We start from the raw sequence: 25,808 nt of genomic DNA, 5'->3' as shown, positions 1-25,808 counted from the left end.
GCAGGCGCAGACATAATGAATACCGGCTAAATGACGGGGAACAACGGTGATCCAATCCATTGATCGAGCAGCACAAGTGCTCTCGTCGCTTCAGGGTGCGCGCCACCTCGGCATCACCGAACTCGCCGGCCATCTCGGCCTTCCGCCCTCGACAGTTCATGGCATTGTCAAGTCGCTTCAGGCCCACGGTCTGGTCGCAAAAGAGCCCAACGGCAACCGCTACATGCTCGGCCCGGCACTGCTCAAACTTTCCAATGTCTACCTCGACACCCTCGATGTGCGGGCACGAGCCATGCGCTGGACCCAAGAACTCTCGCGGCGCACCGGGCTCGCCGTTCGCCTCGGTGCCGAACTGTTTGACGAAGTCATCGTCATCCACCACAACAACCGGCCAGACGGCAGCGAGCAAATGCCCGAAACTGGGCTCTCCATCCCGGTGCACGCTTCGGCCATGGGCAAAATCTTGCTGACCTACAACGCGGATGCCGCAGACCAGCTTTTCGAGAAACCGTTGCGTAGCCTCACCGGCGACACCATCACCGACCCCTCCAAACTCATTCTGCAGTTTGCGCAGATTGCCGAGCGCGGCATTGCCACGGAGGAAGACGAGGCCGTTCTCGGCGAATCGTCAATCGCAGCCCCGATCGCCGACCGCAACGGAAGCGTCATCGCTGCGGTCGCGGTCGTCATGCCGTCGAGCGAATGGCCGCCAGAAGACAACGTGCTGAATGTGCTTCGCGAAACTGCGCGCAACATCTCTCGCGAGCTCGGCTACACCTCGTGGCCGCCGCCCGTCGTGCGTCGCCCGCAGGACGACTAGCGGTTCTCACCGGAGCGCGCTTAACGCAACAACGACCGGCCACCCGTGGGGAGGTGACCAGCCGTTGTTGTTGAGGGTTAGCTTCTGGGCAAATTGCGCCTAGAAGACGATCCAGACCCAGTCGTTACTGCTCTTCGAGCCCGTCACGTTATCGCCAGCGGGCGTAAACTGCGCGCGCACCTGGTGCAGACCGCGATCGAGTTTCGGCAGAATTACCGTCACCTTCCCGTTGTCTGACTCGTCGAGCGTGATGGTGTCAATCTTCTTGCCATCCACCGTCACCTTGACGGTGCCGGTTGCCGCAGCGTCCTCACCCGTTGCGACACGGATGGTGGCACTCACGGTGTTCCACGAGAACGCGACGTGCTTGCTCACCGACAGTTTCACGCTCGAGCTGTAGTTGATCATCACAGCCTCGGAGGTTGCGCTCGCGCTCGGCAGGTCCTTCTTGCTGGCGGTGACAACGACGGTGATCGCCTTGCCTTCGTCAGCCTTCGTGACCGTGTACTTGCTCTTATCGGCGCCGGCAATGTTCTCGCCGTTCGCCTGCCACTGGTAGCTGAACTTCAGCCCGTCGACATCCCACTCGCCGGCACTAGCCGTGAGCTTTTTGCCGACCAGCGGCTTGCCCGAGATCGTCGGCAGAACGGTGTTCACGGGGGTTCCCGGCTGAACGTCGTCTTGCGTCACAACCTCAATTGCGGTTGTTGCTCCCGTGTCGCCATAGCTGACGATTCCGAGGTAGTTCGTGAACGGGGCTAGGCCCTCCCACGATGCGGTGTAGCTCACGGCTTCACCTTGAACGCCCGCAAGAACCTCGGGGTCGAGACCCAGCGGCTCTCCTGCACCAGGAACAACGGCGAAGGTTCGCACGTCGAACGCGGTGGCGGGGTTGGCCGCATAAACCGACGCCGTGACCTGATACGTGCCCGGAGCCGGATCGACGAGGTTCACGCGTTCGTCTGCCGAACCGGTAGCCGACTGCCAACCCGTAACGGGCGTGCCTGCGTCATCGAGTAGGTACACGACGAGGTCGAGGTCAGCGGTGTCATCGATGGAGTCGAGATCGAAGCGCGCGTACGTGGTGCCCTCGGGCACGGTTGCCGTGTACTCGAACTCGTCCCCGGCAGCACCGGAACCCGAGTGCTCGGTTTCGGTACCCGTGGGATCTTCGTAGAAGACTCCCGCGGTGAGACCGGTGGAGGTCAACGGAATGTCGCCAGACCCACCGGGCGTGACGGTCACTTCAACGGCACCGAACGTTCCGGTTCCGCTGGCTGTTTCCGGCGCGAGGATTGTGACGGGGCGCACAGCGATGGGGCTGTGTACGACGGTGTCACCGCTGGTCCACGTGAGGGCACCCGTAGTGAACTGGTCGAGCGGAGCATCCGTTCGACTGATCGTCACTTCGTAGCTCTGCGTTTCGCCTGCCGCACCGAAAGTCAGCGTGGATGGCGACACCGTGGCGTCGATTCCGGGAACCGAGACGGATGCCTCGAACGTGCCCGCCTGAGTGGAGGTCACGGTGCGAGTGATCGTTTCTGGCGCCGTCAACGAGCCGATACCGATGGATGCCAGGTTGAGATTGCTGGGATCGATTGCTTCGACCGCGGGGTCGAGCACGTCGTAGCCAGCGCCCTCAATGTAGGACAGCCAATCGCCGATACCGTTCAGGTAGAGCAGTCCAGGTTCAAAGAACTTGGTCGGGTCAACGTGGCCCGAGCCCTGCGTGAAGGGATCGGTGACGGGGTTTCCGTCGGCATCCACAGTGTCGTAGGCGGTTGTCATGAAGGCTGACTTGATCTCGGCAGGAGTCGCGTTGGGGCGCTCACCGAGGTACAGGGCAGCAAGGCCCGCAATGTGCGGTGACGACATCGAGGTACCCGAAAGAAGCGCAAACGTCGGCTCGGCTCCTTCAGCATTAGCACTGGCGGCGAGGATTCCGACGCCGGGTGCTGAAATGTCGGGCTTAATGATGTCGCTACCGTCGGCTTCGACAGGGCCACGTGACGAGAAGCCAGCAACCTGAGGTGTCGGCGGCTGGTACGCAGTCTCGTTTCCGGGAGTGAACGTTGCCGTCGCACCCTCGGTTGCAACATAGGCCAGAACAGCATCGCGGTACGGAGCATCCAAGTGGATGGTCGGAATCACGTGAGTGTCGAGGTCAATGGAACTCGGCGTGACGTTGACGAGAACCGAGCCGATACCACCGGCACGAGCAACCTCGGCCGACTTGTCGACGCGGGCGATGACGCCGCGGTCGCAGACCACGATCTTGCCGTCAACGAGAGCCGGGTCGAGGGTGTCAGCCAGGCACAGGGCCGGGTCGACCGCGCCCTCGAGCGCGACATCCGCGGCGTACACGAGTTCACCCGTGAGCGGTTCCGCGGCGGGGTCGAGGTCAACCGTGATCGACGCACCGGCGAACTCTTGGCCGTCACCGAGGGTGACCGTGGCTTCGTAGTTCGGGATGGTGCTGGCAGCGACCGTGGTGATCCACGGTGCCGCATTGTCGAGCGTCGTTGCGCCGGGGCCGTCGTTTCCGGCGGACGCTGCGACGAAGACGCCAGCAGCAGCAGCACCGAGGAAGGCCTGGTCGGTGGGCGAAACGGTGCTTGTGGCAGCGCCTCCACCGATCGAGTAGTTGATCACGTCAACACCGTCAGCGACAGCCTGGTCGATAGCAGCGAGAAGGTCAGTGGATGCACAACCGTCGTCTGTCGTTTCGACAGGGTCGGGTCCGCTCCAGCACACCTTGTAGGCAGCGATCTTGGCAGCGGGCGCAATCCCGGAGAAGTATCCGAGTGCGTTACCGCCAACGTTGGCGTCAACTTCGAGGTTTCCGGCTGCCGTGCTCGCGGTGTGCGAGCCGTGGCCGTCACCGTCACGCGGCGACAGGTATTCGCCAACGCCCGCGTCACCGATGTTGCCGGCACCGAAGCCGTCAACAAAGTAGCGAGCGCTGATGACCTTGGTCGTGCAGTCATCGGCGGCGAACTGGTCTCCTTCGGTGCAGACGCCGGTGAAGGTTTGGCCATCTGACTTCTCGAAGACAGTGGAGTCGCCATCACGGTACGGGTCGGCGCCTGGCGTGCTGCCGAGAGCGTCACCGGCAAAGGCCGGGTTCTCGGGAGCGAAACCGGTGTCGAGCACTCCTACGACGATGCCTTCGCCGGCAGTTTCCGCTCCGCCCGTGGCGGCCCAGAGCCCCTCGGCGCCTTCGAGGCCGAGGAATTCAGTTGACCGCTGCGCTGCGGTGATCTTCTTCAGCTCATCCGGAACGATCGAGGCAACAAGCTTGTTGGCTGAAAGCTCAACTGCTTGGGCCGCGGTCAAGTCGGCTGCGAAGCCGTTGGTTGCAAGCGTGTACGAATAATCGATGTCAGCTCCGACGGACGCCGCGGCATCCTCCTGCTGCTCTTCCAAATACTCGGTGTAGTCCTGCACTACTTGGCGGCGAGTGTCGAGTTGCTCGCCTTCGGGTGGAGTTGTTGCGTCAAAGCCGCGCACGCCACCGTCGTAGGTAGCTGCCGCCTGATCCACCATCGTGACGATGTAACGCCCCGGGGTGAATTCAGTTTGGCCGCCGCCACCAATGGATGTTGGTGCAGCTGTGGCGCCGAGGGCGGCGCCGGTAACCAAGGAAGTGGCGACAAGAGTTGTCGTTGCCACCACCGAAATGATTCTTCGAATGCTCACGAATATTCCTATTCTTCTCTGAATGGGACTTGCTTATGTGACGTACACACGCTGATCAGGGCGTGCTTGCAAAGCGGCTGTTCGGGTACTCACCAAGAGCCACTATATGCGCGTTCTACCCCTTAACAGGGGGTGGTCTTGGGGTCATCGTTACCCGAACGTGACACATTGTCCGCTCTTTGGGGGACGCGCGCCCGCGGTCCTTTCTCGCCCATACTGGAGACCATGGGACAAGCCCCGATCTACGTTGAAATCGACATCGCGGCCGATATCGACACAGTGTGGCGACTCACGCAGGTCGCCGAAAATCACACCCGGTGGGATCTCCGCTTCAGCCGCATCAGTCCGACTGAAACGTTAGACAGCGAGGGCTATCGCTTTCGCTACGAACGACGGATTCCTTTTCACACCATCACCGGAACGGGCACGAGCCGCGGCGAGATCAAGCGCCCCGACGGCACCCGAACGTCGGCGCTCAAGTTCACGACCAAAGACCGCCTCTCTCCGCTGGGAGATGGCCGCGGGTACTGGCGCTATGTTCCTATCCCCGGCGGAACGCGCTTCATCACCGGCTATGACTACGAGCCGGCCTGGGGCGCTGTTCTTGATCGCATTCTCATCCGCCCGTTTGTGGGCTGGATGACTGCGTGGAGCTTCGACAGCCTGCGGCTGTGGGCTGAAAGCGACATCGAGCCGCACTCACCGTTAGCCTTCTGGAAGCCGGGCAGGCCCCGTGCACGCAACTGCCTTCGCTTCCCGCGCCGCGGCCGCCCCATGGATGATGCACCAGCCACTCTTTCCGCCCTGGAGACACCATGACCTCGATGTTTGAGACCGTTCTCGGCGATGACTTTGCGCGGTTGCACCCCATGCTGCAGAAACGCTTTGGCGTGAGCCTAGAGAGCGGCTATGCAGCAGTGGGCGCTGGCGTGATGTCGCGCATCCGACGCGGCCCCTGGTGGACGGTGCCGTTCCTGTGGATCGGGTGGTTCCGTAACATCCTGACGCCGGATGTTGGCGACAACGTTCCCTTTCGCATCGAGAACTACCCCTACCGCGACCCCTTCGGCCGGGAGACTGTGACCTTTGTGCGGGAGTACACGGTGCGGGCCAAGCCGACACGCTTCGACGCGACGATGGTGCTCAACACGGCCGGCGACCGCATCATCGACTATCTCGGCACTCACCAGCACCTTGCGGTCGATCTCGACCTGTCGGTGAACGATGACGGTTCCCTGCGCTTGAGGTCGGATGCTCAACGCTTCTATGAGGGCCCGCTCGCGTTCCGCTTTCCGATGCTCTTCAGCGGCCGCGCCGATCTCACGGAATCGTTCGACGACGAGACGAACGAGTTCGTGATTGCCCTCGAAATCCACAACCGCACCTTCGGTTTCCTTTTCGGCTACACGGGCCGCTTCATCTGCGAGTTCCCCGCAGCGACCGACGCGCCCGAGCGGCTCAAGCCCGTGCGACACGAGCTGCGCGAGTAGCGGCGCGAACAATCCCTTAACGAAAGAAGCGCCGCCGTCCAGTGGACGGCGGCGCTTCGGCGTAGCGAAAGTGCGAGCTACAGAGTTTCGAGAATTTCGCGCATGAGCTTGGCGGCTTCAGACGGCGTCTTGCCGACCTTCACACCGGCAGCTTCGAGAGCTTCCTTCTTGGCCTGAGCGGTTCCGGCCGAGCCAGAAACGATCGCACCGGCGTGACCCATGGTCTTACCCTCGGGAGCCGTGAAGCCCGCAACGTAACCCACAACGGGCTTCGTGACGTGTGCCTTGATGTAGTCAGCGGCACGCTCTTCAGCGTCTCCACCGATCTCACCAATCATGACGATTGCCTTGGTCTCGGGGTCAGCCTCGAACGCTGCGAGAGCGTCGATGTGCGTGGTGCCGATGATGGGGTCTCCACCGATACCGATAGCGGTCGAGAATCCGAGGTCACGGAGTTCGTACATCATTTGGTAGGTGAGCGTTCCCGACTTGGAGACGAGACCGATCGGGCCCTTGCCGGTGATGTTCGCGGGCGTGATGCCGACGAGTGCTTCACCGGGTGTGATGATTCCGGGGCAGTTCGGACCAATGATGCGGGTCTTGTTGCCCTTCTCCTGCGCGTAAGCCCAGAACTCGGCAGAGTCGCCGACGGGAACACCCTCGGTGATGATGACGAGCAGCGGCATCTCAGCGTCGATAGCTTCGATAACGGCATCCTTAGTGAAGGCCGGAGGAACGAAAGCGATCGAAACATCCGCTCCCGTCTTTTCCATGGCTTCAGCAACAGTGCCGAACACGGGCAGCTCAACGTCGCCGTGGGTGACTGTGGTGCCAGCCTTGCGGGCGTTGACACCGCCAACGACCTGGGTTCCAGCAGCGAGCATGAGAGCGGTGTGCTTGGTGCCCTCACCGCCGGTGATGCCCTGAACGATGACCTTGGAGTCCTTGTTGAGGAAAATTGACATGCTCGGTTCCTTACTTCGCGGCGTTGGCGAGTTCGGCAGCCTTGTCGGCGCCCTCGTCCATAGAGGCGGCTAGCGTCACGAGGGGGTGGTTCGCTTCAGCAAGAATCGCGCGACCCTCCTCGACCTTGTTGCCGTCGAGACGAACAACGAGAGGCTTGTTGGCGGAGTCACCGAGCTCGGCGAGCGCGCCCACAATTCCGTGAGCAACAGCGTCACACGCGGTGATTCCGCCGAAGACGTTGACGAACACGCTCTTGACCTGAGGGTCGTTGAGAATGACGTCGAGGCCCGCGGCCATGACAGCAGCGGATGCTCCGCCACCGATGTCGAGGAAGTTGGCGGGCTTCACGTTACCGTGGTTTTCGCCAGCGTAAGCAACGACATCCAGCGTCGACATGACGAGGCCGGCACCGTTACCGATGACACCCACTTCACCGTCGAGCTTGACGTAGTTGAGGCCGTTGGCCTTAGCCTTCGCCTCGAGGGGGTCGGCAGCGTCAGCGTCTTCGAGTTCAGCGTGCGAGGGGTGACGGAAGTCGGCGTTCTCGTCGATCGAGACCTTGCCGTCGAGGGCAACGATGTCGCCGTCTTCGGTGATCACGAGAGGGTTGACCTCAACGAGAGTGGCGTCTTCGCCCTTGTACACGTCGTAGAGCTTCACGAAGACAGGGGCAACCTTTTCGACGAGCTCTGCGGAGAATCCAGCAGCGGTCGCGATTTCGGTGGCCTTGGCGAGGTCGATACCCGTGAGCGGGTTGACCTCGATCTTGGCGAGAGCCTCGGGGCGCTCAACAGCAAGCACCTCGATTTCCACTCCACCTTCAACGCTGCACAGCGAAAGGTAGGAGCGGTTTGCTCGGTCGAGCAGCACGGAGAAGTAGAACTCCTGCGCGATGCGAGCACCGGCAGCAATCATTACTCGCTTGACCGTGTGACCGTTGATGTCGAGACCAAGGATCTGCTCGGCTGCGGCGTAGGCGTCGTCGGCGTTGTGAACAACCTTGACTCCACCTGCCTTGCCGCGACCGCCGGTCTTGACCTGAGCCTTGACTACAACGGTTCCACCGATTTTCTCGGCTGCTGCTTTGGCTTCTTCTGGGGTGTCGGCAATCAGGCCGGCAAGTACTGGTACGCCATAAGACTCAAATACATCTCTGGCCTGGTACTCATATAGATCCACGCTGCTCATTCCAATCCGCGCGTAATGGTGAGTGGGGAAGGCGGCGAATCGGTGCCAAATTGGTCGGCTCCATGAGTCGCGCGCCAATAGAAAACCTTACCGTGCCTAACGTTGTGGGTTTTCCGATAGCGGGCTGTACAGGGCGAAAGATCAGCAAATCTTGTGTTTGAGCACTCCTAAACTGGCTTCATGCCCGCATCCGCCCCTCTCAGAATTGCGGATGTCTCTGCCGACGTCGCTCTGTTGGCTGGAGGCGGGGCGGCCATTCTGTTGCAAATCGCGCACCCCGCTGTGGGCCAGGCAGTCGCTGAGCACAGCGACTTTGCGCGGCGCCCCTTGGATCGCCTCAACGGCACCCTCACCTATCTCTACGTCACCGTGTATGGCACCCCGGCCGAGGCTGCCGAGGTCGCCCGGCGCGTGGGCGCGGCTCACCGCCCGGTGCGAGCCGACAGCTATGACGCCCGTGACCCGCAGCTGCAGTTGTGGGTCGCCGCCACGCTCTACGACACAGCGATGCGGGTGCGTGAGCTGGTCTTCGGGCCGCTGCGCGACGTGGACGCCGAAACCCTGCTCGCCGACTACGCCGTGATCGCGACGGCGTTGGGTGTCCCGCGCACGCTGTGGCCTGCCGACCGCGCGGCCTTCGCCGCCTACTGGAACGAGAGCGTGGCCTCGTTGCGCGTCACCGACGCGAGCCGCGGAGTTGCCCAGCAGCTACTGCATCCGACCGGCGGACCGTGGTGGCTCCGCGCCTCGATGCCGCTCGTGCGAGTGCTGACCGCCGGGCTCCTGAGCGCTGAACTGCGCGAGGCTTATGCGCTCCCCCACCACCCGAGACGCTTCGACCGGATCATGCGGGTCACGCGGGCCGTGTACCCGCGCCTTCCCCGCTGGGTACGCTTCGCGGCGCAGCGGCGGTATCTGGCATCGTTCCGGCGATCGCTGAACTAGCGCTGAGCTGCGCCCGTGTTCACTCCTGGCTATTCACTACCGAGTCTTCAGCGCTTGGTGTTCACCGCGGCAATAGTCAGGCACACTCCGGATGACACCAGCAGGCTGATGCTGATCCACCAATTGTCCGATCCGTCGGGGAGCAGCAGGACCCCATTTACGACGGCGAGCACCGCAAGGACGCCGCCTATTACCCACAGAGCGATGCGTAGTTCGCGCGGTATCGACTGATTCATCAATGTGCCCTTCTCCGGCATGCGCCGCTTACGTCAATAGAGACCGCAGCGAGCCGCCCGCGGCTCAACCTACGAGTCAGGATGTCGCCCTGAACCCGAGAGTTCTAATTCGACAATTAGTCATAGATACAAATTAGGGGTCAGCCCTGACTGCCACCTGAACGATCCTGCACTGCACGGCCTTCCGAACCCGCGCGCTACCATCAGCGTGTGGCCACTATTGACGATGAGCGCGACGGGACCGTACTGCCGGTCAACTTCGCCAGCGAGCTAGGTCACGCTCTCCCCGTCGAGGCACTCGACTACGCGGCGCTCGTAGAGCGAATGGGCCCGGCGTATTTCGAACGCGCGCAGCGGCCCTCCTTTGACCTCATGATCGTCATCCGTAGCGGTAGCGGTTCCCACACCGTCGACTTTCAGACGGTCGCCCTGCATCCCGGACGCGTGCTGTTCGTGCGCGCCGGCCAGGTGCAGCAGTGGCACGTTGAGAACGATCTCAGCGCCAGTGTGGTCGTAGCATTACCCGCTGCCCCACAAACCGCGGCGTGGCTCCCCGGCGCCCCGACTCACGCCGACCTCGGCGAGCACTCGCTCACCACCGCGCTCGACCTTGTCGCCGCAATCGAGCGAGAACAACAGCGATTCACGCCCGACGAGCACTCCGTCGCCCTGCTCACCGCACTGTTCTCTGCCCTCGTCGCTCTCTATCAACGCGCGAGCAGCGAGCCTGGCCGGGGCGCCCTCCCCCACGCCTACCTCGCCTTTCGCGCCGCCCTCGAACGTGACCTCACCCTCAGCCGCAATGTTCGCGACTACGTCACTGGCCTCGGCTATTCCGAGCGCACTGTCAGCCGCGCCTGCCAAACCGTCACGGGCCTCACCGCCAAAGCGCTCCTGGATGAGCGGCTCATGCTCGAGGCGAAGCGACTGCTGGCACACAACGACGGCACGGTGGCATCCATCTCGACGGCGCTCGGATTCAGCGAGCCCACCAACTTCACGAAGTTCTTCGAGCGCGTGATCGGCACCTCGCCCGCGGAGTTCCGGCGCCACCTTGTCCACTTTGCACCATAAGCAGTCACGGTCGCACCTGTGCTCGCGTCTCGTTGCGCGGGAGGCTTTAAGCACGCAATCGCGCCCCCTCACCTCGCCGCTAGGAGCACTCCATGGGACAACGACTCGACAACGTCACGGGCCTCTATCTTGAAGGTATCCGCGACGGCAACTACGTCGACGCAATCAACAGCTACGCGGGCCAGCGCTACACGCAGCACTCCACGCCCGTGCGCGACGGCCGCGAAGGATTCATCGAATTCTTCGAAAACTTCACCACCCGCAACCCCATCCGCGACATCGAGATCGTTCGCGGCTTCGAAGATGGACACTTCGTCTTCATCCAGGCCCGCCAGAAGCTCAACAACGGCGAATTCACCTATGTGACCGCCGACATTTTCGACACCGACGACGATGCCAAGCTCATCGAGCACTGGGACATGATCGCCGAAGTCGAGCCCACGAGCGTGAGCGGGCGCACACCGTTTGATGGCCCGACCGAGGTTACCGATCTCGACAAGACCGAAGTCAACAAACGGCTCGTCTTCGAATACGTGACGAAGGTTCTCATCGAGGGCGACCGCACGCTCGCCGCGTCGTTTGTGCACCCCGATCTCGCCCAGCACGACCCACTGATTGCCGACGGCCGCGACGCCTATCTTGCGTTTGCCGATGCACACGCAGTGCGTTACCAGCAGATTCACAATCTCATCGGGTCGGGAAACTTCGTCGCCGTTCTCGCGGCGGCCGACAAAGACGGAATTGCGCAAGCCCTGATCGACCTCTACCGCGTCGAGAATGGCCTCATCGTCGAGCACTGGGTCGTCTCCGAGGAGATCACCGACCCGAGCACCTGGGTGAACTCCGGCAAGTTCTAACGGGGCGGCTGCTGCTGCATCCGCCTCAGCTGAAGCGCCCTAAACGAGTTCGAACTCGATGGTTCCTGTCGCAATTTCGGCAGAAACGAGTCGAACGCGCACCGTGTCGCCGGCTGAAACCGTGCCGGAGATGCGGGCTGTGATCACCGGATCAGCGATCTGGATGACGCCACCATCGCCGCGCTCGGAGACCACCGTGGCCTCGAACTCGTCGCCCACGCGCGGCCGCAACAGTGCCGCTTCGATCACATCGACCGACGAGCGGTCGAACTGTGACGCGAGCTGACTTGTGCGACCCATGATCTTGGGCAGTTGCGGGAGCGCTTCACGAACCCACTTCGGAACATCCCGGCCAGCCACAATCGCTTCACACGCCACGAGCACGAAGCGGTCGACGAGGCGACGCAGTGGCGCGGTCGCATGAGCGTAGGGCGCTGCAACAGCAGCCTGGATGGTGTCTTCGGGCAGCTCGCCGTCGAACGGCGTGTAGCCCGCTCCACGGAACAGCGACGTGGCGGCGTGAGTCGCTGCGAGAGCGCGAGGGTCGGAGTGGTCGAGAGTACGCAGGTACTCGCCATAGTTCTGGTTCTCGGGCCACGGGCATCCGAGGCTCGCTACCTGACGGCGGAACTGTTCAAGCGTTTCGTCGTCGGGCGCGGGCATCGTGCGCAGGATGCCCACCTTGCCCTCGAGCATGATGCGCGCGGCTTCCATGCCGGTCATGAGCGAGACGTGGGCGTTGTAGTCCTCGATCGGCAGTGACGCACGGCGCTCGATCACGTACTGGCCATCGAATACGGCGACTTCTTCGTCGGGCCGATTGAGGCTCGCTCCCCCGCGCTGACGTTCGAGTTCGGTGCGCAAGCGACCGAACTCGGGCAGCAGCGAGAGCGATTCGTCCGCGCGATCGTTGTCGAGCAGCTCTTGCACTTCCACATAGTTGTACTGGCGACGGTTACGCACTTGCGCGCGAACGAGAGTTGTCGCGATCACGGAGCCCGCGGCATCCAGATCGAAGGTCCACACGAAAGCGGGTCGCGTAGCCCCGGCAAGCAGTGACGCCGCATCTTCACTGATGATCGTCGGATGCAGCGGCACCCGGTCGTCGGGACCGTAAAGGGTCTGGCCACGCTTGCGGGCTTCGGCGTCGACCAACGAACCGGGCAACACAAACGCGGGCACTTCAGCGATCGCGTACATCACGCGCAGCGTCTCGTCGGTGCGTTCCAGGTAGAGCGCCTGGTCGAGGTCGGTGGCACCCTCGGGGTCAATCGTGACGAACGGAATGCTGGTGAGATCGAGCTCGGGCGGCTCGAACGCCGCGACGGCGGCATCCGCTGCCTCTTCGACCTCCGCGCTGAACTCGGTCGGCAACTTGAGTTCAACCCGCACTGCCGCGAGCGCCTGCGCTAGCTCATCGTTGGTGTCGAGCGGTCGAACGCGCGGAACAACGAGTCGTGGCTCCGCATGGCGCGGCGTGCCCGACTGCGGGGTTCCTTCGGAATCAAAGTTTCTCAATGGGAGCAATCTTGATCAGCAGGCGCTTGCGCCCTGCGGTGTCGAATTGAACGTCAGCGATGCTCTTAGGGCCAGCGCCCGTGACCTGGTTCACGGTTCCGTCACCAAAGTCAGTGTGGCGGATGCGGTCGCCCGCCGCCAGAGTGAGGTCGCCGTTGTCGCGCACGGTTGCCGTGACCGCATTGGCCCACTCGGTCTTGGCGCGCGGAGGGGCCGGAGGCAATCCGCCCGCTGCCGCGGCCCGGAGCGAACCGGACCACGAGCCTCCGCCGCTGTTGCCATCGCGGCGGGCGTTGAGCGCGCGCGACTGGGTTCCTCCGCGCGAATTCGCCATTCCTGGCGACTGCTTCCACTCTATGAGTTCGGTCGGGATCTCTTGCAAGTAGCGGCTCGGCATCGCCACATTCACTTCGCCGAACTGGGCGCGGGTCATGGCAAGCGAGAGGAAGAGTCGTTTGCGGGCCCGCGTGATGCCCACGTAGAACAATCGACGCTCTTCGGCGGGGCCGCCGGGCTCGTTGGCCGACATGCGGTGCGGCAGCAGGTCTTCTTCAACACCGGTAAGGAACACGGAGTCGTACTCGAGGCCCTTCGCGGTGTGGAGCGTCATGAGCGACACGGTTCCGCTCGAGTCGTCGAGGTCATCCGCGGCGGCCACGAGCGACACCTCGGTGAGGAAGTCGAGCAGGGTGCCATCGGGGTTGTTCTTACCGAACTCCTTGGTCACGGCCACGAGCTCGTCCACGTTCTCGGCGCGCGCTTCATCCTGCGGGTCTTGCGAGGCACGCAGGGCGGCAAGGTAGCCCGAGCGTTCGAGTAGTTCAGTCAAAATGTCTGCGGGCTTGGATGTCGCGACCTTCGCCATCACTTCGTCGAGCACCTCAGCTAAACCGAGGATCGCTTTCGTGACTTTAGGGCCAAGCCCGAGCTCGGAGGCGTTGCGCATCGCATCGCGCAGGGTCATCTCCCGGGCATCCGCCCACGCCTGCAGGGCCGCCTCGGTCGCCGGACCAATGCCCCGCTTGGGAGTGTTCATGATGCGGCGCAAAGCCAACGGATCCGCCGGGTTAGCAACCGCAATCAGGTACCCGAACGCATCCTTGATTTCCGCGCGCTCGTAGAACTTGGTGCCACCGAGAACTCGGTACGGCAGGGCTGCGCGGATGAAGATTTCTTCCAGCGCACGCGTCTGCGAGTTGGTGCGATAGAAAACGGCAACGTCTTTGTAAGCGACGCCTTCATCGTGAAGCTTCTGAATCTCATCCGCCACAAACTGCGCTTCGTCGTGCCCGGAGTAACCGGTGAAGCCCACAATCTTGTCGCCAGCCCCGACCGTCGTGAAGAGCTTCTTGTCTTTGCGGTCAAAGTTGTGGGAAATCACCGCGTTGGCAGCATCCAGAATCGTCTGAGTCGATCGGTAGTTCTGCTCGAGCAGAATCACGGTCGACCGCGGAAAGTCGCGCTCGAACTCGACGATGTTGCGGATGTCGGCCCCGCGGAACGCATAAATCGACTGGTCACTGTCGCCCACCACGGTGAGCGAGGCGGCCTCAAGCTCGTTGGTGTGACCTTGCACGAGCACGCCGGGCGAGGTCTCGAATTGCTCGGGAGCCGGCGGCCGCGTCAACTCTCGAATAAGGGAGTACTGCGCGTGGTTGGTGTCCTGATATTCGTCAACAAGGATGTGCTTGAAGCGGCGCTGGTAGGTGGCCGCAATGTGAGGGAACGCCCGGAACAGGTATACCGTCTGACCGATGAGGTCGTCGAAGTCGAAAGCGTTCGCGTCACTCAGACCGCGAGTGTAGCGACGGAAGACCTCAAGGAACTTCTTTTCTGTCGGGTCGCTGAGGTTGGCATCCCGCGCGAAGCTGTCGACGTCGGTGAGTTCGTTCTTGAGCTGCGAAATGCGGTTCGCGGCCTTGCTGACGGTGAGGCCAAACATGTCGGCGTCGAGTTCTTTGAGAATCCGCTTGAGCAAGGCCTTGCTGTCGGCCGAGTCGTAGATGGTGAAGTTCTTCGAGAAGCCAAAGGCTTCCGCTTCGCGCCGCAGGATGCGCACGCACGCGGAGTGGAAGGTGGAGATCCACATACCCTCAGCCGAATCACCGACGATCGCACCAACGCGCTCGCGCATTTCGGCCGCGGCCTTGTTGGTGAAGGTGATGGCCAGAATCTGGCTCGGCCATGCCTCGCGCGAGCGCAGCAGTCCGGCAATACGACGCGTCAGCACGCTCGTCTTGCCCGAACCAGCACCCGCCACAATCAATAGCGAGGGGCCGCGGTATTCGACGGCTTCGCGCTGGCGCGGATTCAGCCCGTCGAGCAGAGGGTCGCCAACGGGAGTGCCGTCGTCTGAGCGGCCAGGGTCATGAGAGTCAAGAGCTGTCGTCATCGCCCCTCGACTCTACCCGCGCGCGGTGACGGCGAGGTCGGGTTGATCGGCAAAGACACCATCGAGCCCGGAATCCATCAGGGTGCGAAACTCCGACATCCAATTGCCGTGCTGTTCGGGCTGCTTACTTGAGCGCAAGTTCTTCGGCAAGAACCGGTTCTCAGCGCGCAGCGTCCAGCAGAAAACGAGCAGCCCAGCGGCGTGGGCGCGCTCGACGAGGTCGTTGGTGCCCGTGAGGTTGCCCCCGAGATCTTTCACCATGAGCATCTTCTTATCGACGCTAATGCCGTCCACTTCGGCGGCGAGCGCGGCGAGACCGGCGTCGCTGAGATGCTCGGCATAGCTGCGCGCTTTCGAGCCGTAGCGGGCGACGAGATCAGAGGGCGCCCCGCTCGACTCGAGCAAAAACACGAGCTTCCCTGGGATTCCACGTTCGCGGATGCGATGCAGCACACTCTGCTCGAACGATTCGATGATGAGGTTGTCGGCCGTCGCCCACTCCCGCACGTCGCGCGCGAACAACTCATCCAGCGGCAGCCCAATCGATGCAAAGTAGCTCGCGTGCTTGATCTCCGCCACGATCTTCAAGGTGCGGCGCTGTCCCTCCGGATGCTGGTCAACGATCTCGAGCAGTTCGCTCAGACGCAGAATCGGCGACCCATCGTTGTGGCTCGTGCTCGCTTGCCGTACCTCGGGCAGTCGCTCCCGCGCCCGCAATGTCGAGAGCTCAGCCCACGTAAAATCCTCGGTGAACCAGCCCGTGATCGCCTTGCCGTCGATTGTCTTCGAGGTGCGCCGAGCCGCAAATTCCGGATGTTCAGCCACATTGGTTGTGCCCGAAATCTCGTTCTCGTGACGCAACACCAGCACGCCATCGCGGGTTGCCACGATGTCGGGTTCCACCGCATCCGCTCCCAGCGTGAACGCAAGTTCGTAGGCGGCTCTGGTGTGCTCTGGGCGATAGCCGCTTGCCCCGCGGTGCCCGATCACAAGCGGGCGAATGGTGGTGATCATTGCTCCAAGAATATGCGCTTCATCGCCTGCCACTAATATTGAGGCATGCCCGAATGTTCGTCATGCGCTGCCGCAGTGCAACCCGAGTGGAAATTCTGCATCTATTGCGGAGAACCAACCTCGGCTGATGCCACGCGCCCGGCCCCTCTGGCAGCCCCGCGAACTAACCCGGTTGCGATTCTCGCTCTCATTCTCGCGGCCTTCGCCGGTGCCCCGGCTCTGATCTTTGGGCACATCGCGATGCGCCAAATCAAGGAGAACGGCGAGCGCGGTATGGTCATGGCCCGCGTCGCCACCGTTCTGGGATACGTGTGGTTAGTCGTGTGGGGCATTCTGCTGTACTCGCTTCTGACCAATGTCAGCTGAGCAGTTTTCGCTCGTTCGCGACTGGGAGCCGACCCGTCGCCTCCCGCTCAGGTGGGGGCGCTACGAAGATCGATACTTCGCCGGCCTAGTACTCATCCTCGCCGGCGCCATGCACCTGCAGGGTGCCAACAACTACACCCTCATCATCCTGCTCATCGGCACGACGTCCACGGTGGTGGGTTGGTCGATCATGCCTGCGAAGGGCTGGCGCCGGATGATCGTTGCTCTGCCCGCCGTCACCCAAATCTGGATCATGCTCACCGGCCCGATGTCGATGTGGACTCTGGCGATTCCCCTGCTGTGTTGGCTCATCGTGAGACATCGCCCGCTCATCTCGTACCTCGCTCTGACCCTGCCTATTGCCAACGGCATCGTCCTCGCTCAGTTCTTTCAGGAGTACTCGGCGATGCCGCAAGCACTTGCCATTTCGGTGGTCGTGCTCGTCGGCGCGGCGTGGACGGCACAATTGATCGCTCAGAGCGCAGCCAAGCGAGCCTGAAAGTCCGGTATTTCTCAGCGAACTCCGGTAGTTTTGGGGGTGCGTCACTAAAGGGTGACACCACACCAACCAGAGGAATCATGGCACTCAATAACCCCGCTTTCTCCCGCGATGCTGCGTTCAGCTCGCGCGGCGGAATCGCCGTAGCGAACCAGGTCTCCAACCAGCAGCTCAACGACATGTACAACCGTGAGGCAGTTCCTGCTTCTGGCGATGTTATGACCGTTGAAGACACCATTGCCAAGACCGTTGGCGCGTTCGCGATTCTCGTCGTCGGCGCCGCGTTGAGCTGGATGCTCGTACCCGCCCTCCCCTTGCTGTGGCTCGGCGCCGGGCTCATTGGCTTCGTCCTTGCGCTCGTCAATATCTTCAAGAAGAAGCCATCTGGCGCTCTTGTTCTCACCTACGCCGCGTTCGAAGGCGTTTTTGTAGGCGGCATTTCGCGTGTCTTCGAAAATGCGTCAGGCGGAGTGGTGACTCAAGCCGTCATCGCCACCATTGCCGTCGTCGGTGTCACTCTCGCCCTCTTCGCGAGCGGCAAGATTCGCGCCTCGAAGAAGGCCACCAAGATCTTCATGATCGCCCTCATCGGCTATGTGGTGTTCACACTTCTCAACGTCGTTCTGATGGCTACGGGAGTGGTTCAGTCCGCTCAGGGCCTGCGCGATGTCACGTTTATGGGAATCCCGCTCGGCGCCATCATCGGTGTGCTCGTCGTGATCATGGCCGCATATTCGCTGGTTCTCGACTTTGACAACATCCAGAAGGGTGTCGCCAACCGCGCTCCCCGCGCGTACGGCTGGAAGGGTGCCTTCGGCATCATGGTCACCGTCATCTGGCTGTACCTCGAGCTGCTGCGCTTCTTCTCGATCATTCGCAACTAACTTCACGCTCGCTTAACGACAAAGCCCCCGTCACCTCGGCATTAGCCGGGTGACGGGGGCTTTTCGTTAACGACTTATTCCCACTCGATGGTTCCCGGTGGCTTCGACGTCACGTCGAGAACCACACGGTTCACCCCATCCACCTCATTGGTGATGCGGTTAGAAATCTTGGCGAGCACGTCGTATGGCAGGCGCGTCCAGTCGGCGGTCATTGCGTCTTCGGACGACACCGGGCGCAACACGATCGGGTGACCGTAGGTGCGGCCATCGCCCTGCACGCCCACCGAACGAACGTCGGCGAGAAGAACAACGGGGCACTGCCAAATCGAGTCGTCGAGACCCGCAGCGGTGAGCTCGGCGCGAGCGATCGCGTCAGCCTTGCGCAGCAGTTCGAGACGGTCGTGCGTGACTTCACCGATGATGCGGATGCCGAGGCCGGGGCCAGGGAAGGGCTGGCGGCCAACAATGACCTCCGGCAATCCCAGCTCGCGACCGATCGCGCGCACCTCATCCTTGAAGAGGGTGCGCAGCGGCTCCACAAGAGCAAACTGCAAGTCTTCGGGCAGGCCGCCCACGTTGTGGTGGCTCTTGATGTTGGCCGTGCCCGTTCCACCGCCACTTTCAACGACATCCGGGTACAGCGTTCCCTGCACCAAGAACTTGACGGTGTCTTCGCCGCCCTTGCTCTCGAGCACGAGGGCTTCGGCAGCCTTCTCGAAGCTGCGAATGAACTCGCGACCGATGATCTTGCGCTTCGTCTCGGGGTCGGTGACTCCGGCGAGGGCATCCATGAATTGGTCAACGGCGTCGACGGTGACGAGACGCACACCGGTCGAGGCGACGTAGTCCTCTTCAACCTGACGACGCTCATCCTGACGCAGCAGACCGTGATCAACGAAGATGCAGACGAGCTGATCGCCGACGGCCTTGTGCACGATCGCGGCGGCAACAGCGGAGTCAACTCCACCCGAGAGACCACAGATCACGCGAGCCGAACCGACCTGCTCGCGAATGCGCTCGACCTGCTCAGCGATCACGTTGCCGCTGTTCCAGTCAGCAGGAATGCCTGCTGCATCGTGCAAGAAGTTTTCGAGCACGCTCTGGCCGTGAGTTGAGTGCTTTACCTCGGGGTGCCACTGCACACCGTAGAGACCGCGTTCCTTGCTCGCAAACGCGGCAACCGGAGTCGCATCGCTGCTGGCAAGAACCTCGAAGCCTTCCGGGGCTTCGGTCACAGCGTCGCCGTGGCTCATCCACACCGTCTGCTCGTTCGGCTGGTCAGCGAGCAGCGAACCGCCGCCGCCCTGAACCGTCATGTCGGTGGCGCCATATTCACGCAGTCCGGTCTTAGCAACGGTGCCGCCAAGCTGGCGAGCCATTACTTGGAAGCCGTAGCAAATACCCAAAACCGGAACGCCGAGCGTGAGGATGCCGGGGTCGAGGTCGGGCGAGCCAGGCTCGTAGACGCTCGACGGGCCACCGCTCAGCACGATGCCGGCCGGGTTCTTGGCCGCAATCTCTTCCGCGGTGATGGTGTGAGGAACAATCTCGCTGTACACGTTGGCTTCGCGCACGCGGCGTGCGATCAATTGCGCGTACTGAGCGCCAAAGTCGACAACGAGAACGGGTCGAGCATTCGTGTCTGCGGAGGTGGCCGTGGAATCGGTCATGCAGTTGCCTTTGCGGAGTCAGCGCCGGCCGCTTTCGCAGCTGCAGCGGATTCGAGTTTCGCGATCTTCGTCTCAACGAGGCGCGGTACCTGACGTTCAAGGAAGAACGAGAGGAAGGGGATGACACCGCCAAGGGCGATGTAAAGGAAGCGCAAGAAGGAATACCGCGTCAGGCGCCAGAGGATGAAGTCGGCGGCCACGTAGAACACGTAGAGCCAGCCGTGAACGATCAGGATGATCGTCGAGACGTTGATGCCTTGCACGAGCTCTTTCGGCGTAAGCGTCAAGAAAGCGGAGGGGCCGTTGAGCTCGATATCGCCACCCAAGCCATAGCGGAACACCATCATGAGACAGAGCACGAGCAGGAAGGTACCGGTGATGATCGACGACACCTTGTAAAACTTGAGGGTGCGACGAATGTTGGGGATATCTGAAAGCCGGGGACCGAGAGCCATGGTTCTAGTCTACGGCCGGGTCAGGGGTAGAAACTTCGCGCTCTTCTTCCCAGACATCCCGCACCAGGCGGTACCAGAGGAACACCGCAAAGCCTGCAAACACAACCCACTCCACGGCGTAAAACACGTTGAGCAGGTTGAGCGAAACTTCGGTCGATGGCGGCGGAGAATCGATCGCTTCGAGGCCAGCGGGAGCATCGAAACTAACCACGTAACCGCCGTAGGTTCCGGCGGGCACCTCAGCCCACAGGTTCACGAGTTCAGAGACGGCAAGAGCCGTGCGCTGCCCCTGCTCAAAGTCGGACTGTTGCGGTGACTCAGTCGGCAACAGCCGGCCCGTGATGGTCGACGCGGGTGGCGAAGCCTCAAGCTGCGAGATAGCGGATGCCGCGGCATCCGACGTCGCAGCCCAGCCGAGTGCTACCGCCACACTGGCACCGCTCGGCTCAACGGCGTGGCCCACGACCCAGTAGCCGCGCCCCCCGACATCGTTGTTACGTTCGGAGAGCACAATGTAGTCACCCGCGATCAACTCGGCTTCGAACGTGACCGTTTGACCGGTCGTCAGGTACGAAAGCGGAGCTTGGGCCGTGGCGACAGAGTCGAGCACCTCGACCGTTTCGGACTGCTGCTCGGTGATGTCGCCACCTTCGAGGCTGCGGCTCAACTGCCACTGCCCCAGAGCCGCGAAACTCGCCGCGATCGCGAGCGCCAAAATGAGTGCGCCGATCCAACGCGGCCGACGGGCAATCTCCCACATCGTCGCCGGTGCCGTCTCCGCTGCCGGTGCGGGTTCGGCAGACGCCGCCGAAGCAGTCGATCGGGGTGTGACCATTGTTGATCTTCCAGCATCTGGCGCCGAGCATTCGCTCAGCGCGCGGTTTCAGCTACAGCGTGTTGTAGGGAGCGACAACCACATCGACCCGTTGGAACTCTTTGAGATCCGAGTATCCGGTCGTGGCCATCGAGCGGCGAAGCGCACCGATGAGGTTCGACTGGCCGTTGGGGTGAGCCGACGGACCATTAAGAATTTCGGCGAGAGGAGCAAGCTGACCGACTTCAACACGGTTGCCGCGAGGTAATTCGGAGTGGTGCGCTTCTTGACCCCAGTGGTAACCGCCACCGGGAGCTTCCGTCGCGCGAGCGAGGGCACTGCCCAGCATGACGGCGTCTGCGCCGACCGCGATCGCCTTGACGATGTCGCCGCTCGTGCCGAGGCCTCCATCAGCGATGACGTGAACGTAACGGCCGCCCGACTCATCCATGTAATCGCGGCGAGCGCCAGCAACATCCGCTACGGCGGTGGCCATGGGAGCGTGGATGCCGAGAGCAGTCCGCGTTGTGCTGGAGGCTCCGCCGCCGAACCCGACGAGTACGCCAGCAGCACCGGTCCGCATGAGGTGCAGCGCCGCCGTGTAGGTAGCAGCTCCTCCCACGATCACGGGAACGTCGAGTTCGTAGATGAACTCCTTGAGGTTGAGGGGTTCGCTCGTCTTGGAGACGTGCTCGGCGCTGACGGTTGTGCCGCGGATGACGAACAGGTCGACTCCGGCATCCACCACGGTCTGGTGAAGTTCTTTCGTACGCTGCGGGCTGAGCGCGCCGGCGACGGGCACTCCGGCTTCGCGAATTTCGGCGAGACGCTGCGTCACGAGTGCCGGCTTGATCGGCTCGGAGTACAGCGCCTGCATGCGCGCGGTCGCCTGGTCGGCGGGAAGATTGCGGATCTCTTCGAGCACGGGCTCGGGGTTCTCGTAACGAGTCCAGAGACCTTCGAGGTCGAGCACACCAAGGCCGCCGAGCTTTCCCATTGCGATAGCCGTCGCGGGCGACACCACGGAGTCCATGGGAGCCGCGATAACGGGGATGTCGAAGGTGTAGGCGTCAATCGTCCAGTTCACCGAGACATCGCGCGGGTCCCGCGTACGGCGCGAGGGCACGATAGCGATGTCATCAAAGGAATAGACGCGGCGAGCGCGCTTGGCGCGGCCAATCTCGAAATCATTCACTACTCCAGCCTACCGCGCATGGGGTGGGCTGATACCTGCCCATCAGCGACAATGAGTACCACGTCGTCAGCGCACGCAATGCTCACGGCTATTTTCCCTGAGTCACCTCACGAAAGGACGAGGCTGCGGCCTCCCCCATGACTCTCGCCATTGAAACCCGGGCGCTCACGAAGCGCTACGGCCGCCACACTGCCCTCGACGGCATGGATCTCGCCGTCGAAACCGGCAGCGTGTTCGGCATGATCGGCCCCAACGGCGCCGGCAAAACCACTGCAATGCGGTTGCTGCTCGACATCATCCGCCCCACCTCCGGCCAGGCCACCGTGCTCGGCCGCTCCCCGCTCAGCGGTGGCGCTGCACTGCGCCGCGAGATCGGTTTTCTTCCGGGAGAATTGCTTCTTCAAGGCCGCGTCACCGGCCGCTCACTGCTCAAGCATTACGCAGAGATCAGTGGGCGCGTTGCCCCCGGTCGCGTTGACGAGCTCGCCGAACGACTCGGGCTCGATCTCACCCGTCACGTTCGCACGCTCTCCAAAGGCAACAAACAGAAACTCGGTCTCGTTCAGGCCTTCATGCACGACCCCAAGCTGCTCGTGCTCGACGAACCCACCAGCGGCCTCGACCCCCTTATTCAACAAGAGTTCTTGAGCATGGTGCGTGAAGCCCAGCACAACGGTCAAACCGTGTTCCTCAGCTCGCACGTGCTGAGCGAAATCCAGAACGCCGCCGACAAAGTAGCCGTCCTCCGCAACGGCGTGATCGTCAAGGTCGGCGATGTCGCGAGCCTGCGCGCCAGCGCCGTGCGCCGCGTTTTCGTCGACTTCGCGGATGCCTCGGCAGCGAGCATCCAATCAGCGCTCGCCGCGCTGCCGAACCTTGATCACCTCACTGTCACCGAGGGCGAGGTGGTTCAGGTCACGGGCACCGTCGAGGGACACATCGATGCCCTCGTCAAGGCGATTGCTCCCTTCCACGTCGTTGACCTCCGGGTCGAAGAGCAAGATCTTGAGTCCTCGGTCATCGAGTTGTACTCGAAAGAGGCAAGCAAATGAGAACGTCGCAGCGCACCATCCTTCCGCTCACTCGACGCAACCTCGCCGACTCTTGGCGCGGACTGCTGGGCTGGACCGCTGGAGTCGCGGGCGCGATCTTTCTCTACGTGCCGCTGTACTCCTCGTTCTCGGGCGATAACGCCGGCTTCGACGAGATCATCAACTCACTACCCGAGGGGCTGGCAAGCACGCTCGGGTTCGAAGACCTCGCCAGCGGTGCCGGTTATGTGCAGGCCACGTACCTCGGGCTGATCGGTTTCGTACTCTTCACGATCGCCGCCACGCTCTGGAGCTCGGCGGCAATCGCGGGCGACGAAGAGTCGGGCTCTCTCGAACTCACGCTCGCCCACGGCGTCTCTCGGGTACAGATCATGGTCGAACGCAGCCTCGGCGTGATCGTGCGCCTGGCATGGCTCGCCGTGGTCTCGGCGCTGCTGATTCTCGCGCTCAACGATTCCTCGGGAATCGAGCTCGAACCGATCAACGTGATTGGCGGATGCCTCACGCTCTTGGCTCTCGGAGTGCTCGCCGCCAGCGTCGGACTCGCCGTCGGCGCGATCACCGGTCGCCGCACCTACGCCTCCGCGGCAGCAGCAGCCATCTCCCTGCTTGGCTATGTGCTGAACTCGCTCGGCAATCAGAGTGCTGACGTCGAGTGGCTTCATGCCCTTTCCCCTTACTACTGGGCTTTCGGAGATTCGCCGCTCAGCAACGGAGCCGACGGGGGTGCGCTCGCACTCCTCTTCGGCATCTCAGCCCTCGCCCTGGCGATTGGCGGGTTCGTGTTTAACCGCCGTGACGTGTCCGCCTAGTGCGCACGTGCCGGTGACGTGACAGCAGAGACCCCCGCAACAGCGAAGGCCTGCGGAAAGCAATTGCTTTCCGCAGGCCTTCTGCGTATTTAGCCCACTCGCTCTCTGGCGTGAACGCCAGCAAGCATGCCGTTGTTAGCGACGGTAGTTCGGTGCCTCAACAACCATCTGAATGTCGTGAGGGTGCGATTCTTTCAAGCCAGCGGCAGTAATGCGCACGAACTTGCCCTTCTGCTGCAGCTCCTGGATCGTGCGAGCCCCGGTGTAGAACATCGACTGGCGCAAGCCACCGAGCAGTTGGTACATCACCGTGGAGACCGGACCGCGGTAAGGAACCTGACCCTCGATGCCCTCGGGGATCAACTGGTCGTCCGAGGGAACATCCGCCTGGAAGTAGCGGTCACGCGAGTACGAGGTCTTCTTGCCGCGCGTCTGCATGGCTCCGAGCGAGCCCATGCCGCGGTAGCTCTTGAACTGCTTGCCGTTGAGGAAGATGAGGTCGCCGGGGCTCTCATCGGTTCCCGCGAGCAGCGAACCGAGCATGACGGTTTCAGCACCGGCCACGAGTGCCTTGGCGATGTCACCGGAGTATTGGAGTCCACCGTCAGCGATGACCGGGATGCCGGCCTCGCGTGCGGCGAGCGACGCTTCGTAGACAGCGGTCACCTGCGGCACGCCAACACCGGCGACGACGCGGGTGGTGCAGATCGAGCCGGGGCCGACGCCGACCTTGACGGCATCCACACCGGCATCGATCAGAGCCTGTGCTCCTGCCCGAGTAGCGACATTGCCGCCAATGATGTCGATCGCGTCGAAAGACGAGTCAGCCTTGAGACGGCGAACGATGTCGATCACGCCGGCGGATTCACCGTTGGCCGTGTCGACGACAATGAGGTCAACGCCCGCATCTCGCAACCGCTCCGCACGCTCCCACGCGTCTCCGAAGAATCCGATTGCAGCACCGACGCGCAGTCGGCCCTCGTCATCCTTCGTGGCGTTGGGGTACTGATCAGTCTTTTCGAAGTCCTTGACGGTGATGAGGCCGCTGAGCTTGCCGGCCTCGTCAACGAGAGGGAGCTTTTCGATCTTGTGCTTGTTAAGGAGAGCAATCGCGCCCTCGCGATCGATTCCGACGGGAGCGGTGATGAGAGGCGTCGTCGTCATGACGTCACGCACGAGAACCGAGTCCATGTCTTCAGGTTCGATGAAGCGCATGTCGCGGTTCGTGATGATTCCCACGAGCGTTCCGTCTTCTTCGATAACCGGAAGACCAGAGACGCGGAACTGCCCGCAGAGGGCATCCACTTCGGCAACGGTCGCTTGTTGCGTAGTTGTTACCGGATTGGTAATCATGCCGGATTCGCTGCGCTTGACCTTGTCGACGTAGGCAGCCTGATCATCGATGGAGAGGTTGCGGTGAAGCACCCCGAGACCACCGTTGCGAGCCATCGCGATAGCCATTCGAGCCTCAGTGACGGTATCCATCGCCGACGAGATTAGGGGCGAAGATACGCGGATTCTGCGGGTAAGACGTGAACTGGTGTCAGCATCGCTTGGAATTACGTCGGTGTGCCCGGGCAAAAGCATTACGTCGTCATAAGTGAGGCCGACGAAGCCGAAGGGGTCTGGCTGTTCCATGTTAAATGTTCCTTACGGCGGGAGTGCGAAACCGGCGATCTTGTGTTAAATCTCCGGCCAATCAATATTAACGGGTTTCGTGCCAGAACATTCCCCCGCATAATGGCTTCACCGCTTTGTACCCGACAAGCATTTGTATGTCGGACCGCAATCGGCCGGTGTCGTCATTGCCGTCGACACGTCAGAACCCGCGGGATTCTTGATTCCGTCGGGTACCCCTCTGG

At 62.3% G+C, this 25,808-nt stretch carries 23 protein-coding genes; 11 read left to right on the top strand and 12 right to left on the bottom strand.

What is annotated here, in order from left to right:
* Nucleotides 1-46 precede the first annotated feature (46 nt).
* Complete coding sequence (locus tag I6E58_RS14425) at nucleotides 47-820, top strand: IclR family transcriptional regulator (protein WP_197130701.1); 774 nt, start codon at nucleotides 47-49, stop codon at nucleotides 818-820.
* Between the two features lie 99 nt (nucleotides 821-919).
* Here the strand turns inward: I6E58_RS14425 and I6E58_RS04190 are convergent, their stop codons facing one another.
* Nucleotides 920-4,519: a S8 family serine peptidase gene (locus I6E58_RS04190; protein WP_307841970.1), complete on the bottom strand. Its 3,600-nt coding sequence runs from the start codon at nucleotides 4,517-4,519 to the stop codon at nucleotides 920-922.
* Between the two features lie 225 nt (nucleotides 4,520-4,744).
* Here I6E58_RS04190 and I6E58_RS04185 point away from each other — a divergent pair, with 225 nt between their 5' ends.
* Together I6E58_RS04185 and I6E58_RS04180 are read left to right on the top strand one after the other, a co-directional pair.
* Nucleotides 4,745-5,338: an SRPBCC family protein gene (locus I6E58_RS04185; protein ID WP_197130698.1), complete on the top strand. Its 594-nt coding sequence runs from the start codon at nucleotides 4,745-4,747 to the stop codon at nucleotides 5,336-5,338.
* Nucleotides 5,335-6,009 carry a DUF4166 domain-containing protein gene (locus I6E58_RS04180; RefSeq protein ID WP_197130694.1) on the top strand — a complete coding sequence of 225 codons (675 nt, stop codon included), beginning with the start codon at nucleotides 5,335-5,337 and terminating at the stop codon, nucleotides 6,007-6,009. Before I6E58_RS04185 ends, I6E58_RS04180 begins: the two co-directional genes overlap by 4 nt.
* A gap of 77 nt (nucleotides 6,010-6,086) precedes the next feature.
* Here the strand turns inward: I6E58_RS04180 and sucD are convergent, their stop codons facing one another.
* Entirely contained in the window at nucleotides 6,087-6,974 is an 888-nt protein-coding gene (gene sucD, locus I6E58_RS04175) for a succinate--CoA ligase subunit alpha (protein WP_129072143.1), read from the bottom strand.
* A 10-nt stretch (nucleotides 6,975-6,984) separates the two neighbouring features.
* Nucleotides 6,985-8,154: an ADP-forming succinate--CoA ligase subunit beta gene (gene sucC / locus I6E58_RS04170; protein ID WP_129073528.1), complete on the bottom strand. Its 1,170-nt coding sequence runs from the start codon at nucleotides 8,152-8,154 to the stop codon at nucleotides 6,985-6,987.
* A gap of 189 nt (nucleotides 8,155-8,343) precedes the next feature.
* On the opposite strand from sucC, the gene I6E58_RS04165 reads away from it, so the two are divergent.
* A complete protein-coding gene (locus I6E58_RS04165) occupies nucleotides 8,344-9,108 on the top strand; it encodes an oxygenase MpaB family protein (protein ID WP_197130691.1) in 765 nt (254 codons plus the stop codon).
* 47 nt (nucleotides 9,109-9,155) lie between these two features.
* Here I6E58_RS04165 and I6E58_RS04160 read toward each other — a convergent pair whose 3' ends face one another.
* Nucleotides 9,156-9,344, bottom strand: coding sequence for a hypothetical protein (locus tag I6E58_RS04160; protein ID WP_197130688.1), 189 nt, complete (start codon nucleotides 9,342-9,344; stop codon nucleotides 9,156-9,158).
* A gap of 210 nt (nucleotides 9,345-9,554) precedes the next feature.
* Between I6E58_RS04160 and I6E58_RS04155 the strand changes: the two genes are divergently transcribed.
* Together I6E58_RS04155 and I6E58_RS04150 are read left to right on the top strand one after the other, a co-directional pair.
* The gene (locus I6E58_RS04155; RefSeq protein WP_307841968.1) at nucleotides 9,555-10,418 is read left to right on the top strand and encodes a helix-turn-helix transcriptional regulator; all 864 of its coding nucleotides are present in this window, start codon (nucleotides 9,555-9,557) and stop codon (nucleotides 10,416-10,418) included.
* Between the two features lie 92 nt (nucleotides 10,419-10,510).
* Nucleotides 10,511-11,275 (top strand): nuclear transport factor 2 family protein, encoded by a 765-nt coding sequence (locus tag I6E58_RS04150; protein ID WP_197130685.1) that lies wholly within the window; start codon nucleotides 10,511-10,513, stop codon nucleotides 11,273-11,275.
* 39 nt (nucleotides 11,276-11,314) lie between these two features.
* Here the strand turns inward: I6E58_RS04150 and I6E58_RS04145 are convergent, their stop codons facing one another.
* Genes I6E58_RS04145 through I6E58_RS04135 form a run of 3 tightly spaced genes read right to left on the bottom strand, consistent with a single transcriptional unit; the run spans nucleotide 11,315 to nucleotide 16,199 of the window.
* Nucleotides 11,315-12,793 (bottom strand): RNB domain-containing ribonuclease, encoded by a 1,479-nt coding sequence (locus I6E58_RS04145; RefSeq protein WP_197130682.1) that lies wholly within the window; start codon nucleotides 12,791-12,793, stop codon nucleotides 11,315-11,317.
* Nucleotides 12,780-15,185 carry an ATP-dependent helicase gene (locus tag I6E58_RS04140; protein WP_129072148.1) on the bottom strand — a complete coding sequence of 802 codons (2,406 nt, stop codon included), beginning with the start codon at nucleotides 15,183-15,185 and terminating at the stop codon, nucleotides 12,780-12,782. The genes I6E58_RS04145 and I6E58_RS04140 overlap by 14 nt, the downstream gene beginning before the upstream one ends.
* Before the next feature lie 12 nt (nucleotides 15,186-15,197).
* Entirely contained in the window at nucleotides 15,198-16,199 is a 1,002-nt protein-coding gene (locus tag I6E58_RS04135; RefSeq protein WP_197130679.1) for a glycerophosphodiester phosphodiesterase family protein, read from the bottom strand.
* A 45-nt stretch (nucleotides 16,200-16,244) separates the two neighbouring features.
* Here I6E58_RS04135 and I6E58_RS04130 point away from each other — a divergent pair, with 45 nt between their 5' ends.
* The 3 genes from I6E58_RS04130 to I6E58_RS04120 all read left to right on the top strand — a co-directional run bounded on the left by I6E58_RS04130 (nucleotide 16,245) and on the right by I6E58_RS04120 (nucleotide 17,948).
* Entirely contained in the window at nucleotides 16,245-16,565 is a 321-nt protein-coding gene (locus tag I6E58_RS04130; protein WP_129072150.1) for a DUF4190 domain-containing protein, read from the top strand.
* Nucleotides 16,555-17,064 (top strand): hypothetical protein, encoded by a 510-nt coding sequence (locus I6E58_RS04125; protein WP_129072151.1) that lies wholly within the window; start codon nucleotides 16,555-16,557, stop codon nucleotides 17,062-17,064. Before I6E58_RS04130 ends, I6E58_RS04125 begins: the two co-directional genes overlap by 11 nt.
* Before the next feature lie 80 nt (nucleotides 17,065-17,144).
* A complete protein-coding gene (locus I6E58_RS04120; protein WP_129072152.1) occupies nucleotides 17,145-17,948 on the top strand; it encodes a Bax inhibitor-1/YccA family protein in 804 nt (267 codons plus the stop codon).
* 74 nt (nucleotides 17,949-18,022) lie between these two features.
* On the opposite strand, the gene guaA is transcribed toward I6E58_RS04120, so the two are convergent.
* Genes guaA through I6E58_RS04100 form a run of 4 tightly spaced genes read right to left on the bottom strand, consistent with a single transcriptional unit; the run spans nucleotide 18,023 to nucleotide 22,082 of the window.
* Nucleotides 18,023-19,618: a glutamine-hydrolyzing GMP synthase gene (gene guaA / locus I6E58_RS04115; protein WP_197130676.1), complete on the bottom strand. Its 1,596-nt coding sequence runs from the start codon at nucleotides 19,616-19,618 to the stop codon at nucleotides 18,023-18,025.
* Nucleotides 19,615-20,073, bottom strand: a complete 459-nt coding sequence (locus tag I6E58_RS04110) for a DUF3817 domain-containing protein (RefSeq protein WP_129072154.1) — start codon at nucleotides 20,071-20,073, stop codon at nucleotides 19,615-19,617. Before I6E58_RS04110 ends, guaA begins: the two co-directional genes overlap by 4 nt.
* A gap of 4 nt (nucleotides 20,074-20,077) precedes the next feature.
* A complete protein-coding gene (locus I6E58_RS04105; protein WP_231595139.1) occupies nucleotides 20,078-20,908 on the bottom strand; it encodes an SURF1 family cytochrome oxidase biogenesis protein in 831 nt (276 codons plus the stop codon).
* A 52-nt stretch (nucleotides 20,909-20,960) separates the two neighbouring features.
* Complete coding sequence (locus tag I6E58_RS04100) at nucleotides 20,961-22,082, bottom strand: GuaB3 family IMP dehydrogenase-related protein (protein ID WP_197130672.1); 1,122 nt, start codon at nucleotides 22,080-22,082, stop codon at nucleotides 20,961-20,963.
* Nucleotides 22,083-22,219: 137 nt separating this feature from the next.
* Here I6E58_RS04100 and I6E58_RS04095 point away from each other — a divergent pair, with 137 nt between their 5' ends.
* Together I6E58_RS04095 and I6E58_RS04090 are read left to right on the top strand one after the other, a co-directional pair.
* Nucleotides 22,220-23,134, top strand: a complete 915-nt coding sequence (locus tag I6E58_RS04095; RefSeq protein ID WP_197130669.1) for an ABC transporter ATP-binding protein — start codon at nucleotides 22,220-22,222, stop codon at nucleotides 23,132-23,134.
* Nucleotides 23,131-23,946, top strand: coding sequence for an ABC transporter permease subunit (locus tag I6E58_RS04090; protein ID WP_197130667.1), 816 nt, complete (start codon nucleotides 23,131-23,133; stop codon nucleotides 23,944-23,946). The genes I6E58_RS04095 and I6E58_RS04090 overlap by 4 nt, the downstream gene beginning before the upstream one ends.
* A gap of 135 nt (nucleotides 23,947-24,081) precedes the next feature.
* Here the strand turns inward: I6E58_RS04090 and guaB are convergent, their stop codons facing one another.
* Entirely contained in the window at nucleotides 24,082-25,584 is a 1,503-nt protein-coding gene (gene guaB / locus I6E58_RS04085; protein ID WP_197130664.1) for an IMP dehydrogenase, read from the bottom strand.
* Nucleotides 25,585-25,808: the final 224 nt, after the last annotated feature.

It is taken from the genome of Salinibacterium sp. SWN1162, from assembly GCF_015864675.1.
GTDB lineage: Bacteria > Actinomycetota > Actinomycetes > Actinomycetales > Microbacteriaceae > Rhodoglobus.
The sequence above is the reverse complement of the archived record's forward strand: the minus strand, read 5'-3'. Positions and strand labels throughout refer to the sequence as shown.

Excerpts from the sequence above, each read along its gene's own strand:
- I6E58_RS04185 (WP_197130698.1), top strand. The coding sequence starts at position 4,745 with ATGGGACAAGCCCCGATCTACGTTGAAATCGACATCGCGGCCGATATC.
- I6E58_RS04180 (WP_197130694.1), top strand. The coding sequence starts at position 5,335 with ATGACCTCGATGTTTGAGACCGTTCTCGGCGATGACTTTGCGCGGTTG.
- sucD (WP_129072143.1), bottom strand. The coding sequence starts at position 6,974 with ATGTCAATTTTCCTCAACAAGGACTCCAAGGTCATCGTTCAGGGCATC.
- I6E58_RS04165 (WP_197130691.1), top strand. The coding sequence starts at position 8,344 with ATGCCCGCATCCGCCCCTCTCAGAATTGCGGATGTCTCTGCCGACGTC.
- I6E58_RS04160 (WP_197130688.1), bottom strand. The coding sequence starts at position 9,344 with ATGAATCAGTCGATACCGCGCGAACTACGCATCGCTCTGTGGGTAATA.
- I6E58_RS04150 (WP_197130685.1), top strand. The coding sequence starts at position 10,511 with ATGGGACAACGACTCGACAACGTCACGGGCCTCTATCTTGAAGGTATC.
- I6E58_RS04140 (WP_129072148.1), bottom strand. The coding sequence starts at position 15,185 with ATGACGACAGCTCTTGACTCTCATGACCCTGGCCGCTCAGACGACGGC.
- I6E58_RS04135 (WP_197130679.1), bottom strand. The coding sequence starts at position 16,199 with ATGATCACCACCATTCGCCCGCTTGTGATCGGGCACCGCGGGGCAAGC.
- I6E58_RS04130 (WP_129072150.1), top strand. The coding sequence starts at position 16,245 with ATGCCCGAATGTTCGTCATGCGCTGCCGCAGTGCAACCCGAGTGGAAA.
- I6E58_RS04125 (WP_129072151.1), top strand. The coding sequence starts at position 16,555 with ATGTCAGCTGAGCAGTTTTCGCTCGTTCGCGACTGGGAGCCGACCCGT.
- I6E58_RS04120 (WP_129072152.1), top strand. The coding sequence starts at position 17,145 with ATGGCACTCAATAACCCCGCTTTCTCCCGCGATGCTGCGTTCAGCTCG.
- guaA (WP_197130676.1), bottom strand. The coding sequence starts at position 19,618 with ATGACCGATTCCACGGCCACCTCCGCAGACACGAATGCTCGACCCGTT.
- I6E58_RS04110 (WP_129072154.1), bottom strand. The coding sequence starts at position 20,073 with ATGGCTCTCGGTCCCCGGCTTTCAGATATCCCCAACATTCGTCGCACC.
- I6E58_RS04105 (WP_231595139.1), bottom strand. The coding sequence starts at position 20,908 with ATGGTCACACCCCGATCGACTGCTTCGGCGGCGTCTGCCGAACCCGCA.
- I6E58_RS04095 (WP_197130669.1), top strand. The coding sequence starts at position 22,220 with ATGACTCTCGCCATTGAAACCCGGGCGCTCACGAAGCGCTACGGCCGC.
- I6E58_RS04090 (WP_197130667.1), top strand. The coding sequence starts at position 23,131 with ATGAGAACGTCGCAGCGCACCATCCTTCCGCTCACTCGACGCAACCTC.
- guaB (WP_197130664.1), bottom strand. The coding sequence starts at position 25,584 with ATGGAACAGCCAGACCCCTTCGGCTTCGTCGGCCTCACTTATGACGAC.